The sequence below is a fragment of the Nocardia sp. NPDC059229 genome, assembly GCF_042754165.1.
GTDB lineage: Bacteria > Actinomycetota > Actinomycetes > Mycobacteriales > Mycobacteriaceae > Nocardia.
On sequence record NZ_JBHZAK010000005.1, the window covers coordinates 382,083 to 395,567 of the forward strand.

At 67.9% G+C, this 13,485-nt stretch carries 13 protein-coding genes and 1 tRNA gene; 4 read left to right on the forward strand and 10 right to left on the reverse strand.

Annotated elements, in window-relative coordinates; all coding sequences use genetic code 11:
- The first annotated feature begins 15 nt into the window (after positions 1–15).
- Positions 16–1,329: an aminotransferase class V-fold PLP-dependent enzyme gene (locus ACFXHE_RS15240; protein WP_379383347.1), complete on the forward strand. Its 1,314-nt coding sequence runs from the start codon at positions 16–18 to the stop codon at positions 1,327–1,329.
- Positions 1,330–1,345: 16 nt separating this feature from the next.
- On the opposite strand, the gene ACFXHE_RS15245 is transcribed toward ACFXHE_RS15240, so the two are convergent.
- Entirely contained in the window at positions 1,346–1,534 is a 189-nt protein-coding gene (locus ACFXHE_RS15245; RefSeq protein ID WP_379383349.1) for a hypothetical protein, read from the reverse strand.
- Positions 1,535–1,552: 18 nt separating this feature from the next.
- A complete protein-coding gene (locus tag ACFXHE_RS15250; RefSeq protein WP_379383351.1) occupies positions 1,553–2,005 on the reverse strand; it encodes a DUF2752 domain-containing protein in 453 nt (150 codons plus the stop codon).
- A 127-nt stretch (positions 2,006–2,132) separates the two neighbouring features.
- Here ACFXHE_RS15250 and ACFXHE_RS15255 point away from each other — a divergent pair, with 127 nt between their 5' ends.
- Positions 2,133–2,675, forward strand: a complete 543-nt coding sequence (locus tag ACFXHE_RS15255; protein WP_379383353.1) for a hypothetical protein — start codon at positions 2,133–2,135, stop codon at positions 2,673–2,675.
- 69 nt (positions 2,676–2,744) lie between these two features.
- On the opposite strand, the gene ACFXHE_RS15260 is transcribed toward ACFXHE_RS15255, so the two are convergent.
- Positions 2,745–3,374 carry a TetR family transcriptional regulator gene (locus ACFXHE_RS15260; RefSeq protein ID WP_354831515.1) on the reverse strand — a complete coding sequence of 210 codons (630 nt, stop codon included), beginning with the start codon at positions 3,372–3,374 and terminating at the stop codon, positions 2,745–2,747.
- A 148-nt stretch (positions 3,375–3,522) separates the two neighbouring features.
- On the opposite strand from ACFXHE_RS15260, the gene ACFXHE_RS15265 reads away from it, so the two are divergent.
- Both ACFXHE_RS15265 and ACFXHE_RS15270 read left to right on the forward strand, forming a co-directional pair.
- Entirely contained in the window at positions 3,523–4,311 is a 789-nt protein-coding gene (locus ACFXHE_RS15265) for an SDR family oxidoreductase (protein ID WP_379383355.1), read from the forward strand.
- A gap of 25 nt (positions 4,312–4,336) precedes the next feature.
- Complete coding sequence (locus ACFXHE_RS15270) at positions 4,337–5,401, forward strand: diacylglycerol kinase (protein WP_379383357.1); 1,065 nt, start codon at positions 4,337–4,339, stop codon at positions 5,399–5,401.
- 75 nt (positions 5,402–5,476) lie between these two features.
- On the opposite strand, the gene ACFXHE_RS15275 is transcribed toward ACFXHE_RS15270, so the two are convergent.
- The 7 genes from ACFXHE_RS15275 to ACFXHE_RS15305 all read right to left on the reverse strand — a co-directional run bounded on the left by ACFXHE_RS15275 (position 5,477) and on the right by ACFXHE_RS15305 (position 13,471).
- Complete coding sequence (locus ACFXHE_RS15275) at positions 5,477–5,974, reverse strand: nucleoside deaminase (RefSeq protein WP_379383359.1); 498 nt, start codon at positions 5,972–5,974, stop codon at positions 5,477–5,479.
- Positions 5,974–7,059, reverse strand: coding sequence for a hypothetical protein (locus ACFXHE_RS15280; RefSeq protein WP_379383361.1), 1,086 nt, complete (start codon positions 7,057–7,059; stop codon positions 5,974–5,976). The genes ACFXHE_RS15275 and ACFXHE_RS15280 overlap by 1 nt, the downstream gene beginning before the upstream one ends.
- An 18-nt stretch (positions 7,060–7,077) precedes the next feature.
- Complete coding sequence (locus tag ACFXHE_RS15285) at positions 7,078–8,049, reverse strand: antibiotic biosynthesis monooxygenase (protein ID WP_379383362.1); 972 nt, start codon at positions 8,047–8,049, stop codon at positions 7,078–7,080.
- A gap of 15 nt (positions 8,050–8,064) precedes the next feature.
- Positions 8,065–10,782 (reverse strand): molybdopterin-dependent oxidoreductase, encoded by a 2,718-nt coding sequence (locus ACFXHE_RS15290; RefSeq protein ID WP_379383364.1) that lies wholly within the window; start codon positions 10,780–10,782, stop codon positions 8,065–8,067.
- A gap of 16 nt (positions 10,783–10,798) precedes the next feature.
- The gene (locus ACFXHE_RS15295; protein ID WP_379383366.1) at positions 10,799–11,620 is read right to left on the reverse strand and encodes an FAD binding domain-containing protein; all 822 of its coding nucleotides are present in this window, start codon (positions 11,618–11,620) and stop codon (positions 10,799–10,801) included.
- A 478-nt stretch (positions 11,621–12,098) separates the two neighbouring features.
- Positions 12,099–12,174, reverse strand: a tRNA-Thr gene (locus ACFXHE_RS15300).
- Between the two features lie 82 nt (positions 12,175–12,256).
- Entirely contained in the window at positions 12,257–13,471 is a 1,215-nt protein-coding gene (locus ACFXHE_RS15305) for a DNA polymerase III subunit delta' (RefSeq protein WP_379383368.1), read from the reverse strand.
- Positions 13,472–13,485 lie beyond the last annotated feature (14 nt).

The window sequence follows — 13,485 nt, forward strand, 5'->3', positions numbered from 1 at the left end:
CGACGGGATTTCGTGATGACTGCTATCGCCGACCAGACCTGTGCCGCCCTCGCCACCGTCTCCGGCTGTGACCTGCGGGTCCCGCTGGTCCAGGGCGGGACGGCCGGCTACGCCAACTTCGACTACGCCGCCAGCGCACCCGCATTGCGGCAGGTCACCGACCGGGTCGCGGACCTACTGCCCTACTACGCCAGCGTGCACCGCGGCGCGGGTTACGCCTCCCGGGTCTCCACCGACTGCTACGAGTCGGCCCGCGGTTCGGTCGCCCGCTTCCTGAACGCGGCCGAGGACCAGGTGGTGGTGTTCACCCGCAACACCACCGACTCACTGAACCTGCTCGCCGCCTGCGTGCCCGGTGACACCGTGGTGCTGGACGTCGAGCACCACGCCAACCTGCTGCCCTGGACCCGGCGCGGCCGCCGGGTGGTTCCGGTCGGGGACACCATCGAGGAGACCATCCAGCGCTTGGTCGCCGAGCTGTGCTCGAAACCCGCTGCGCTGCTGGCGGTTACGGGCGCCTCCAATGTGACCGGCGAACTGCTGCCGCTGGAGCGGCTGGCCTGGATCGCCCACCAGTGCGGCACCCGCATCCTGGTGGACGCCGCCCAGCTGGCCCCGCACCGCCGAATCGACCTGCGCACCACCGGCATCGACTACCTGGCCTTCTCCGGCCACAAGACCTACGCCCCGTTCGGCGCGGGCGTGCTGGTCGGCCGCCGGGACTGGCTGGACGCGGCCGAGCCCTACCTGGCCGGCGGCGGCGCGGTGCGCGCGGTGAGCACCGAGGGCGTCGAATGGGCTCCCGCCCCGCAGCGCCACGAGGCCGGTTCCCCGAACGTGCTGGGCGTCGCCGCCCTGGCCGCGGCCTGCGACGCCCTCGCCGAGCTGGACGAGACCACCGTGATCGAGCACGAGCAGTACCTCACCCACCGCCTGCGCTACGGCCTGAAAACCGTTCCGGGCGTGAACTTCCTGCGGATCTGGCGCGACAGCACCGACGCGGTCGGCATTGTCGCCTTCACCGTCGACGGCTTCGAGCCCGGCCAGGTGGCCGCCTACCTCTCCGCCGAGCACGGCATCGGGGTGCGCGACGGCCGCTTCTGCGCTCACCCGCTGCTGTCCCGCCTCGGTGTCGATGCCGCCCTGCGCGCCAGCATCGGCCTGGGCACCACCGCCGCCGACGTCGACCGCCTTGTCGAGGCCATCGCGACCCTGGTGGCGCGCGGCCCGGCGTGGAATTACGCCCGCACCGAAGGACATTGGAACCCGGTCCCCGAGACCCGTCCCTTCGGCAGTTCGGCCGAGGGTGGGGCTGCCTGCGGTTTCTGAACCGGCCGGGAACCGGTCAGGGCACCATGTAGCGGGCCGCGAGCACCTCGACGAGTGGATCGTCGTCGGCCACCGCGTCGAGCACCTCGAGGTCGTCCTGGACGGAGAGCTGCCGGGTGTCCTCCTGATCGGGGTCCGGCGGCCCATCCTCTTCGAGCTGCCGGATCAGCTTCTGCCGCACGCGCTCCTTCAGCGAATCGCTCATAAGCAGAGCATGCCCCGCCTAAACCGGCGCGATCCAACTACCCCACGGTGTGTTCCGCACAACCGTGAAGACCAGGAGAAATGCCAGGGCCACCCACACCGCGTACCTGGGCAGCACCTGCGGTAGTCGCGGCGGCACCGGATTGCCCCGCCACCCGCGCACCACCCAGGCGCCCCACCAGGCGATGAAGCCCAGTGTCAGCGGGAGCAGCAGCACATTGCTGTGGATGGCGTCGAGGATCCGGCCATCGGTGAGGTTGTGCAGCCCGCGCAACCCGCCGCAACCGGGGCACCAATATCCGGTCAGTTCGTAGAACGGGCACACCCCGTAGGCCCCCTGCACATGCGGATCCCGGAAGTGCAGCAGCGCCAGCCCGCCGGCCACCGCCCCACCGGTCAGCAGCGGTAGCCCGACGCCGAGCCACCGCGGCCGGGCGGGCGTTTCCATGACTACTGCTGCCGTGGTGTCCACGACCATCAACGGTAGCCGCACCACCACCGCCCTGCCAGGTCGCACCGAACTTCGCACCGGGGAGAAGTCGAGCGTGCTTGGGTATGCTTCCCCAGCAATCGTTTTCGAGTTCGGGGGAATTCCACTCATGTCACAGCCACAAGGTGGCGGCCGGGCACGCGGCGCGATCGCCGTGGTCGGCGCCATCGTCGTGATCATTGCCATCAGGGTCGGTGTCAACGTCGTCGACCGGGCGTTCGGCCTCATCGGCCTGCTGGCCGTCATTCTCGTCAGCGGCGGCGTCTGGTTCGCGCTCAAGAAGAAGCGGGAGAACGAGCAGACCGCCGCGCCCATGTACACACCGGCGGGGTACACACCGGCGCCGAGCCCCTACGACCAGGCGAACACCCCGGTCAACGGCTACCCCGCACCGATCGGCTCCTTCCCGCCGCCGACCGGCGCGCCGGATCAGGGCTACCTGCCGCCGCCCAGTGGTCCGGCCGCGCCGGGCGGAGCCCAGGGGTTCGCGCCGCAGGGCTACCCGGCTCCGCAACCCCAGCAGGGTTACCCCGCGCCGAACCAGCCCGGCTATGCCGCGCAGCCATCGAATCCGTATGCGCCGCAGGGCTACCCGCCGCCGTCCGGCGGCTACCAGCAGCCGCCGAACTACCCCCAGCCGCACCAGCGCTAGTCCACCGCGCTCGGTTTCCGAACGGCCCGTACCGGATTCGATCCGGGGCGGGCCGTTCGCGTTCCGGCGTCAGCGAATCGGCGCGCGCTCCACCACCGGCGCGGTCAGCACCCCCGCGAGCATGTCCACGATCTCCCCCCACGCCGTCACGTCCCCCGCGGCCACCCGCCCGGCCTCCACGGCCCGCTCGTGGTCGGCCAGCAAGGCGAACAGCACGGTCGGCAAGGCGCGTAACCGCCGCAGCCGCAACCGTTTCGGCAGGTCGGTGAGTTCCCGCTCCAGCTGCTGCATGATCACCCGCACCGAGGTGCGCCGCGCGGATTCCAGATTGGCCGCGTCGGTGACGGCCCGATGGGTGTGGATCTGTTCGAGGAACCGCGCGTAGTGATTGATCCCGTGCCGGTCGCTCAGCTCGAGCATGGGAATGACCAGCGCCTCCAGTAGGTCGTGCACGCCGGTCGCACCCGTTCCGGCCTGTTCGGCCAGCAGTTCCAGCCGCCGCACCTCGAGGGTGGCGAGCCGGTGTTCGACCACGGCCTCGATGAGTCCGTCGCGGGAGCCGAAGTGGTACTGGATCGCCGAGTTGTTCCGCTGTCCCGCGGCTGCCGCGATATCGCGCAGCGGTACCGCCTGCCCCCGCTCGGCGATCAGCTGCTCCGCCGCGAGAATGATGCGCTCGCGCGCTTCTGTCACTGCCATTCGGACACCGTCACTGCCACCTGTCGATCCTTGCCACAGTCTGCACTGTAGCGTTCACCAGCGGATAAAGAACTTCTCCTTGACGATTAAGAATAAATGCTTAAAGCTGCTTGTGACTGTCGTCACTCCCAGAAGGACTGAATTCGCGATGATCCTGGACACCTTCCGACTGGACGGCCGCGTCGCCGTCGTGACCGGCGCGGGCCGCGGCATCGGCGCCGCCACCGCGCTCGCCCTCGCCGAAGCCGGTGCGGATGTGGCGATCTCGGCCCGCACCGCCGCTCAGCTCGACGAGGTGGCGGGCAAGATCCATGCGCTCGGCCGCCGCGCCATCACGGTCCCCGCGGACCTGTCGGATCTTTCCGCCGTCACCGCGCTGGCCGAAACCGCCGCCGCCGAACTCGGCCGCATCGACATCGTGGTCAACAATGTCGGCGGCACCATGCCCAACACCTTCCTCACCACCACCCCCGAATTCCTCGAGGAGGCATTCCGTTTCAATGTCTCCACCGCGCACGCCCTCACCCAGGCCGCGGTGCCGCACATGCTGAAGAACGACGGCGGCTCGGTCGTCAATATCTCCTCGATGATGGGCCGCTCCCCGGGCCGCGGCTTCCTCGCCTACGGCACCGCCAAGGCCGCCCTCGCGCACTGGACCCGGCTGGCCGCCGCCGATCTGTCCCCCCGCATCCGGGTGAACGCCATCGCGGTCGGCTCGGTGCTCACCTCGGCGCTGGAAGTCGTTGCGCAGCAACCGGAGATCAAGCAGCAGATGGAGGACGCCACCCCGCTGCACCGGCTCGGCGAGCCCTGGGAGATCGCCGCCGCGATCGTCTACCTGAGCTCCCGCGCGGGCGGCTACATCACCGGCAAGGTGCTCGAGGTGGACGGCGGCATCGCCGCACCCAACCTGGACCTTCCCATCCCCGACCTGTAATCCGCCGCGCCGCAGGAGTTTTCCCATGAAGTACCGCGTAGTCCAGTGGAGCACCGGCAATGTCGGCCGCCGCACCCTGCGCTCCATCATCGCGCGCCCCGAGCTCGACCTGGTCGGCGTCTGGGTCTCCAGCGCCGCCAAGGCCGGCAAGGACGCGGGCGAGCTGGCCGGTCTCGACCGCGAGATCGGCGTCACCGCAACCCAGGACGCCGAGGCGCTCCTGGCGCTGAAGCCCGACTGCATCGTCCACACCGCCATGGCCGACGACCGCCTGATGGAGGCGGTGGAGGATCTGAAGACCTTCCTCCGCGCCGGCATCAATGTCGTCTCCAGCAGCCCCGTCTTCCTGCAATTCCCCTACGGCACCCTCCCCGACGAGGCCATCGCCCCGATCGTGGAGGCGGCCAACGAGGGCGGCGCCTCCCTGTGGGTGAACGGCATCGACCCCGGCTGGGCCAATGACTGGCTGCCGCTGCTGCTGTCCAGCGGCTCCGAGCGCATCGACAAGATCATCTGCTCGGAGGTGATGGACTACTCCACCTACGACAACCCCAAGGTCCTGTTCGACATCATGGGCTTCGGCAGCGCCCTCGACGACTTGCCGCTGCTGCTCCAGCCCGGCGTCCTCACCCTCGCCTGGGGCAGTGTCATCCGCCAGCTGGCCGCCGCCCTCGACATCGAACTCGACTCCGTCACACAGCATTTCGAGCGCCTGCCCGCGAGCGAAGAGCTGAAGGTGGGCAGTCGCACCATCGCCGCCGGCACCGCCGCCGCTCTCCGCTTCCAGGTGCACGGCATCAGCAAGGGCCGCGAGGTCCTCACCCTGGAACACACCACCCGCCTGCACCCCGACCTCGCCCCCGACTGGCCGCAACCGGCCGGAAAGGGTTGCTACCGAGTCGAAGTCAAGGGCGAACCCGACTACCTCCTCGACCTCCAGCTCTACAGCAACGGCGACCATGCCGAAGCCGGCGTCGTCGGCACCGCGGCCCGCCTGGTCAGCGCCGTCCCCGCCGTGGTCCAATCCCGCCCCGGCCTGCTGACCGCCATGGATCTCCCCCTGACCACCGGCCGCGGCCTGGTCTCCTGATCCCCCGACGACAAAGGTGAGGGCCGACAACGGCCCTCACCTTTTTCGTCGGCATCGTCCGGCAGGTCGCCGCTGTCATGACGATTGATCACCGCCCTCGCGTTCCCGAAAGAGCTTGTACACCGCGATGGCGTCATCGCGCGGCTGGTAGCGCATGGGCAGACGCCGCTGGTCCCAGGGCTTGGCGATCTCACCATAGAAAGTGCTGGGTTCGAAGTACTTCTCGTTTCCGCCGGCCATATATGGCGCGCAATCCTCGCGGGTGGCCAGAAAAACGACCTGATCGGGCGCGCAGAGATACAGCGCCGCCAGACACATCGGGCACGGATGGGCGATGGCGTACACCGTGCATCCGGTCAGGTACTCCGTGCCCAGCTTCCGGCACGCCTCGCGGATGGCGCGAATCTCCGCGTGGTCGGTCGGGTCGTGAGTCGCCGGGACGCAATTCCTGCCTTCGGCGAGGATTTCACCGTCCTTGACGACGACGGTCCCGAACGGCAGTCCGCCCTCGGCGACGCTGGTACGCGCGATCTCGATGGTGCGCTGCACGAAGTCCCTGGTCGAAGCTGTCATCAGCCGACCGATTCCGGGCGAATCACCGCGCCCGCGGCGACGTCTTCCATCCGCGCCGGGCCGGTTCCCTTGGCCGGGTCCGTCTTCCACGGCCAATCGTTGGAGTGGAACGGCGCCAGAGTCGGCAGCAACGCCTTCTTGCCCCGTTCGGCCATCTCCCGCTCGATGGCCGCCCGGCCGCCGCCGCCGAGCAGTTCGACGTCCATGAGGAAGTAGTCGCGGAAGAAGACCATGCCGAGTGAACGGTCGGCGACGATGCGGCCGAGCACGTCGAGCATCTTCTCGGGTGTGGTCTCGAATTCCGGTGTCTCGACGAGCAGCAACCGGTCACCCATCGTCTCGGTGCCCATGAACTGGACGAGAATGCTGTACAGGATGTTGTTCTGCCGTGCGATGTACAGCGAATTGCTGACCGCGTAGGTGCGCTCCCAGTCCGTGCCGAGTTGCTCCTTCCACCCTTCGACGACGTTCATCCAATGGCCCACCTGGGCGCCCGAGCCGATGCCGATCGACTTGGCCGAATACGGTACGACGCCGCGGATGTACTTCTCGACTTCGTCGTAGCTGTAACCACCCTGTGCGAGGCACTCGTCCATGAAGGTCAGATTGCGCTGCAGGATGGCGCGCAGGAGGGAGCGATCGTCCTCGGAGATATCCAGGGCGTCAAGGCCTTCGAGGGCCGGCCGATGCTGCGCCCGATACATCTCGAGCGGGGCTCGCCACAGCTGATTCGCGTACGCATCGAACAGGTACGGTGAGACGATCTCGTAGATGGCCATGGTGCTGTGGCCCACCGACTTGGCCAGCTGGTACACGATCGGCACCGGCGGCGCGTATTCGGGCTCCCGGCCGGGCCGGTAGAGGATCATCTGCCCGCCTTCGCCGGTGAACAGCGCCAGGATGATGGGCACCTGGTCGCGCATGTTCTGTTTGAATTTCACCAGAGATGTTTCGTAGAGCTGCAACATCGACTCGTTCAGCGCGAGGACCGCGTGTTCGGCGACGGTGCGCGCACTCGCGGGCGGCTCGTCGGCGACGACCGGGCGCATGAATTCCGGGACTGCGTGGCCATTGGATTCGGCCATAGCGATCACTCCTCCTTCTCACGGCAATTTCCAGAACACGACGGTCACCAGCCAGAACACGACCGCCCAGAACACCATCACCGCGGCGATCAACAGGGCGCCCCGCACGTTGGTCGCCGTGGTCGGCGCTTCAGGGTCCGGGTGCAGCCACCGTTCGAGCAATGGATTCACATAGCAAGGCATCGTCACGAAGGTCATGACGAAGCTGGACAACAGGTTTCCGATCGCCATGCCCAGCCACAGCGGGAGCCGCGCCCACGTCAGCGCCAAGGTGAGCAGCACGACCGTCGGATACAGGCCGACCCACACCGCGATCGACGTCTTCGTCCGCGACGGCGTCCGCGCCCGGCCCCCATGTTCGTCGAACGCGAACCAGCTGCCGAAGGAGTTGTCGATCGTGCGTAATCGAAAGTCGCTGAACCGCTTCCCTTCGTCGAGCAACTGCCGGCGCTCGGCCGAGGTCAGCCACCCGTCCAGGTCAGCGGCGGTGTCGTAGCGGTAGAGCATGGTCCACTCGTCCTGCACGCCCTCGATCGGCCGGAAGATCTCGGCACCGCGGAACCCCGGAAACGTGTTCTCCGCCAACCGAAGTCGATCCTGCCAGGCCAGGAACTCGTCGATGTGCTCAGGCGGGACCCGATGGGTCACCACGGCCGTGACGAGGGTGTCGGGGGGCGCGGCCCCGCCCGTCACGATCTGCTGCGTGGGTGCGCCCTCGAGGTAGCGCCGTCCTTCGGCGAGCCGGTCCTGACGCGTGGCGCTGTTGATCCACGCGCGCAGATTCGGGATCGAGTCGAAGCGGTAGATCACCGACCATTGCGGCTGCACAGCTGTCGGCGGGTTGACCTCGGCGGCGATGAATCCCGGATAGCGCGATGCCATGCTGTTCAGCCCGTGCTGCCAGGACACGAAAGCTTTTTCGCAGCCGGGCCGCACCGTTTCTCCGATGATGACGGTGGCGGCGTTGATGGCCGACTGCTCGCGGGTCATCGATGTCTCCGGCACTCAGCCGGTCGAGGTCAACCGGACCGGTCGCAGGGACCTGAAGATACGGTCGGGAGTGAGCGGCAGCTCGCGATATCGGACGCCGGTCGCGTCGTATACCGCGTTCGCCAGTGCCGGTGCGACCGGGTTGATGCAGCACTCGGCAATCCCTTTGGACCGCGCCGGACCCACCGAGTCGGTCGAGCCGACCAGGATCACCTCGGTGCGCGGAGTGTCGGCGTAGGTCGGTATGCGGTAGTTGCGCAGCGTCGGATTGGTCATGACGCCGTTTTCGTCAACGAGATAGTTCTCGGTCAACACGAAGCCGAGGCCCTGGGCCACACCGCCTTCGATCTGACCGCGCACCTGTGCGGGATTGATGACCACCCCGGCGTCGGTGGCCTGCACGCTGTAGAGGACGCGGATCTCACCGGTCACGCGATGCACCGCGACTCGGAAGGCCTGTGTGTTGTAGGCGAGGCTGCGCGGCGACCCGTACGCCTTGCGCGATTCGGTCAACCGCGTACCCCGGCGGCGGGCGGCCGCCGCCAATTCGGTCAATCCGATGCGGGTGCCGCCACAGCGCACGGCATCGTCATCCATGACGCACGAGGCCAAGTCGACCCCGCTATGCGTCGCGGCGAAGCGCAGAATCCGGTCGCGCAACGCGGCGGCCGTCCGCTGCACCGCATTGCCGGCCACGAACAGACCCGCGCTCGCGAATGCGCCGGTGTCGAAACCCGTGTGGTCGGTGTCCGCCTGGACGAGCCGGATCCGTGCCGGCGTGGTGCCCAGCTCGGCCGCGGCGATCTGAACGTGCGCCGTCGGTGTCCCCTCACCGAATTCCACAGTGCCCACGGCGATCTCATAGATGCCGTCGTCGCAGAGGGTGGCCAACCCGACCGAGACATGTTCGGTGGGCGGTGCGGTTTCGTGCATCGATGTGGCTGTGCCGGTGCCGATCTGCCAGTCCTCCCCCAGCGCCTGCCCGTCGGGGCGGGCACGCAGCGCGGCGTCGACCCGGTCGATGCACGCGGCCAGTCCATCCTCCGTGAACGCTACGTCGTTGGCCTCGTCCTCGATCGACAGCAACGCGTCACCGGGCCGGACGATATTGCGGCGGCGCAGTTCCAGCGGATCCATGCCGAGGGCGACGGCCAGCTCGTGCATCGCCGACTCCACCGCGAAGACCGGCTGAGTCATGCCGTAGCCGCGCAGTGCGCCACTGGGCACGGTGTTGGTGTAGATCGAGTAGCCGTCGAATTTCTTGTTGGGACAGCGGTACAGCGCGATCGCGCCGCCTCCGGCGAACAACGTCTCGCCGGCGTGGTTGCCGTAGGCACCGGTATTGGAGACATTGCGGAACTCGAAAGCGGTCAGTGTTCCGTCGGACCGCGCCCCCAGCTTCACCGTGATCTTCATCGGATGTCGCGGTGAGGCGGTGGTGAACTCCTCCTCGCGCGTGTATTCCAGACACGTCGGCCGGCCGGTGTCCAGCGTCGCCAGCGCCACCAGATCTTCGCTGATCACTTCCTGCTTACCGCCGAAGGCGCCGCCGACGCGGTTGCAGAACACCCGAATCTGATCGGGTCGCAGGTCGAACAGGTGGGCCAGCTTCCCCTTCGCGATCCACGGCGATTGCGAACTGGTCCGCACATGCAGCCGCCCCGCTTCCATCCAGGCGATCGATCCGTGCGTCTCCAGATGGGCATGCTGCACCCGCGGTGAGAAGTACGTGCCTTCGTGAATTACGTCGGCTTCGGCGAATCCCTGTGCGACATCACCGATTTCGCCGTGTAACTCGACGAGGATGTTGTGCACGGGGTCCTGCACGAACGGATCGTGGGATCCGTGCAGCTGCGGCGCACCGGATTGCATCGCCTGCTCGGGATCGAATACCGCCGGCAGCACCTCGTAATCGACGGCGACCTGGCGACAGCCCTCCTCCGCGGCGCCGATCGATTCGGCCAGCACCGCGACCACCCGTTGGCCGACGAAGCGCACCACGTTGTCCAGGATGTAGGTGTCGTCCGGGTCGACGAGATGATCGGTGTGGATGGCGGTGGAGAACAGCCTCCGGGGCACGTCTTCCCACGTGTACACGCGGTGCACTCCGGGCACGGCCAGCGCCGCGGACTTGTCGATGGAGACGATGCGCGCATGGGCATGGGGTGAGTGCAGCACCCTCAGATGGAGCATCCCGGGCAGCTCGGTGTCCATCGTGTACTCGGCGCGCCCGGTCACCACGTCGGCCCCGGCCGGCGTGCCGACACTGGTGCCGATCGCCCGGCCCGGCGCGGCGACTTCGATGCCGGCCACGCCGTTGATCGCGTCCTCGATTGCCCGATAGCCGGTGCAGCGGCACAGGTTTCCCTTCAACGCGTGCGGCAGGTCCTGCTTCTGCGCGTCGGTGAGGGCGGATGCCGTCATGATCATCCCGGCTGTGCAGAAGCCGCACTGGAATCCCGGGGCCTCGAGAAACTGCCGCTGCATCGGGTGCATGTCCTCGGGTGAACCGAGCCCCTCGATCGTGGTGACCTCATGCCCGTCGGCACGGAACGCCGGCGTGAGGCAACTGTGCACCGGACGACCGTCGAGCCAGACCGTGCATGCGCCGCAGTCACCGGCGTCGCACCCCTTCTTCACCCCGAACCAGCCCAGGTGACGCAGAAAGGTCCGCAGGCACTGACCGGGTTGCGGCTCTTGGGAGAACGTCTTCCCGTTGACGATATAGCTCATCGCAAGCCTCCGGATTTCACCGCAGGCCGCCAAGTTCGACCCGGATCTCCTCGGCGTAGTGTTTCGCCAGGTGCTTACGGTGACCCGGTGTGCCGTTGGGGTCGGCGAACCAGACATCGGCATGTATCGCGTCGATGTGGTCCTGCAGGGTGTCGCCGTCGGGCACGGTGTCGAACCGCAGCACAACCGGGTGCGTGGTACCCGCCGTGATGGTGAGCAACAGATCACGGGTGCCCGGCGTCTGGGTCGCGACCATGAAGATTGTGGAACGACCGAGCTTGGTCAGTGTGAATCGCCGGTGCGTGTGGCGCTTGCGCAGAGCGTCACCGGGAATGTGCACACTACGCAGGATTTCCCCGGGCCACAGCGCATTTCGATGGTTGCCGAGGACGAAATCCTTCGCCGCGATCGCTCTCTCGGTCCCGTCCGCGGCCCACACGCGATAGGTCGCCTCGAGCGCCACGGTCAGAGTGATCATCGGTCCGGCAGGCAGGGACATGCAGATATTGCCGCCCACCGTCGCGGCATTCCAGATCTTGAACGACGCCAGGAAGGCCTCACAGCTGGTGCGCAGCAGGCTGCCCGCCGGCCAGCCGCCCGGCGGTGCGAACTCGTGCAGCTCCCTGATCGTGCACGTCGCGCCGATCTCGAGGCCCTCGCCGTCGGCCACCAGGTGAGGCCAGCCGAGTTCGGTGAGGTCGACGAGCCTGTGGACGTTCGGCTGCGGCTCGGAGAACAGCCACGTGCCCCCGGCCAGCCACGCGTCTCCCGTGTGCCAATCCGCACCCGGCCGGCCGGAAGGCGGGCGGAGGACGTCGACGACGGTGTTCAGATCCATACGAGCCCTCCGCCGACACGCCGTCAGGCGCTGCTGAACAGACTGACCGTAGAGTTCCGGGTCGATTGTGGGAACTTTTCTCACACCGGGTTCACCGAGTGATTTGTTCGCAACGAATCATGATCACGTTTTTCCCAGACTGACATTGAGCGGGAGATACTGTCAATATCCGCGGATCGTTGATCACCAGGCGACCTCCGCCGCGCAATGATATGCGCTGACGCCGGGTTGACCTGCATCTTTCGTGGAGCTGACGCGTCGGCCAGACCGGATTCGGATCGGTGTTCAGCGACCGGACGCCGGGTTCCACAGACGGCCCGCGTCATGATCACACAGGGCAAGTCTCCGCACGCATGCAATGAGTTCGCATGCCAGGCAGACGATTTCGATCCGCGCGGTTCCCCGGTGCCTCCGGCACCCGATTCGATCCCGAAACGACAGCAGGTGGAGAGCGGGATTCGCTCTCCACCTGCTTGTTTGGAGCCGCCTGGGGGAATCGAACCCCCGACCTTTTCATTACGAGTGAAGCGCTCTACCGACTGAGCTAAGGCGGCGTGCCTTCCGGCGGTGCGAGTCTATCGTCTCGCGCCCGAATCGCGAAAACGGGAGCTCGCGGTGATCGGGGACACGCCCGGGTCAGGCGGAACGGGCCGCGATCAGGGCCGCGGCCATGGCGGCGAGGGCGAAGCGCGGCTTCACATTGGTTTCGAGGGCCTCGCGGCAATCGAGCACCGCCTGGATGGAGAGCAGCAGGCCCTCGGGGCGGACATCGGTCGCGAGTTCGCGGATCTGGTCGGCCATGTCCGGGTGGGTGAGGGTCACGCCCGAGGAAGAGTCCGCGGCGGCCGCGCCGAATCGGACCGCGAGCGCGTCCCGGTACAGGCCCGCGACATCGATCAGGGACCGGTCCAGGGCATCGCGCCCGGTGCGGGTGGCCCGCGACTTCTGGCGTTTCTCCAGGTCTTTCAGCGCGCCGGCGGAACCGCGGGTGGCCGAGGCGGTGCCCTTACCGGTGCCGCCCGCGCCCAGCGCGGTGGCCAGTTCCTCGCGTTCCTTCCCGTCGCGCTCGGCACTGACCTGCTTGGCCTCGTCATCGGCCGACTTCACCAGTTCGTCGGCGGCCGCATACGCCGCTGCGGGCCGCGCGGTCGCGGTGACCAGCGCCAGGGCTCGTTTGCGCCGGGCCCGCGCCTGGTCGTCGGTGGCCAGCCGCCGGGCGCGCCCGACATGTCCACCGCTGATCGAGGCCGCCCAGCCGGCGGTCTTCTGGTCCAGACCGTCCCGCTCGTGCAGCACCCGCGCGATCGAATCCACCGACGGCGTCGCCAAATGCACATGCCTGCACCGGGATCGCAGCGTCACCGAAATGTCCTCGGGATCCACCGACGGCGCGCACAGCAGGAACACCGTGCGCTCCGGCGGCTCCTCCACCACCTTGAGCAGCACATTGCCCGCCGCCTCGGTCAACCGGTCGGCGTCCTCGACCACGACCACCTGCCAGCGCCCGGTGCTCGGCCGCCGCGACGCCACCTGCACGATCTCGCGCATCTCCTTGGTGCCGATGCTCAAACCCTCCGGCACCACCCGCCGCACATCGCCGTGTGTCCCGGCCATGGTGGTCGTGCACGCGTGACACCGCCCGCATCCGGGCGTTCCCTCGTCCGTGCACTGCAGCGCCGCTGCGAAGCACAGCGCCGCGACCGACCGCCCCGATCCGGGCGGCCCTGTGAACAACCACGAATGCGTCATGGCCGACGACGATCCGGCCCCGCCCCGCGCCGCCACCGCCGCAGCCGTCAACTCGGACTCGACCGCACCCTGGCCGACCAGCCGATCGAAGACACCCGCCACGCCGACCACCTTAG

Excerpts from the sequence above, each read along its gene's own strand:
- ACFXHE_RS15265 (WP_379383355.1), top strand. The coding sequence starts at position 3,523 with ATGATCCTGGACACCTTCCGACTGGACGGCCGCGTCGCCGTCGTGACC.
- ACFXHE_RS15285 (WP_379383362.1), bottom strand. The coding sequence starts at position 8,049 with ATGACCCGCGAGCAGTCGGCCATCAACGCCGCCACCGTCATCATCGGA.
- ACFXHE_RS15255 (WP_379383353.1), top strand. The coding sequence starts at position 2,133 with ATGTCACAGCCACAAGGTGGCGGCCGGGCACGCGGCGCGATCGCCGTG.
- ACFXHE_RS15245 (WP_379383349.1), bottom strand. The coding sequence starts at position 1,534 with ATGAGCGATTCGCTGAAGGAGCGCGTGCGGCAGAAGCTGATCCGGCAG.
- ACFXHE_RS15290 (WP_379383364.1), bottom strand. The coding sequence starts at position 10,782 with ATGAGCTATATCGTCAACGGGAAGACGTTCTCCCAAGAGCCGCAACCC.
- ACFXHE_RS15270 (WP_379383357.1), top strand. The coding sequence starts at position 4,337 with ATGAAGTACCGCGTAGTCCAGTGGAGCACCGGCAATGTCGGCCGCCGC.
- ACFXHE_RS15280 (WP_379383361.1), bottom strand. The coding sequence starts at position 7,059 with ATGGCCGAATCCAATGGCCACGCAGTCCCGGAATTCATGCGCCCGGTC.
- ACFXHE_RS15295 (WP_379383366.1), bottom strand. The coding sequence starts at position 11,620 with ATGGATCTGAACACCGTCGTCGACGTCCTCCGCCCGCCTTCCGGCCGG.
- ACFXHE_RS15275 (WP_379383359.1), bottom strand. The coding sequence starts at position 5,974 with ATGACAGCTTCGACCAGGGACTTCGTGCAGCGCACCATCGAGATCGCG.
- ACFXHE_RS15240 (WP_379383347.1), top strand. The coding sequence starts at position 16 with ATGACTGCTATCGCCGACCAGACCTGTGCCGCCCTCGCCACCGTCTCC.
- ACFXHE_RS15260 (WP_354831515.1), bottom strand. The coding sequence starts at position 3,374 with ATGGCAGTGACAGAAGCGCGCGAGCGCATCATTCTCGCGGCGGAGCAG.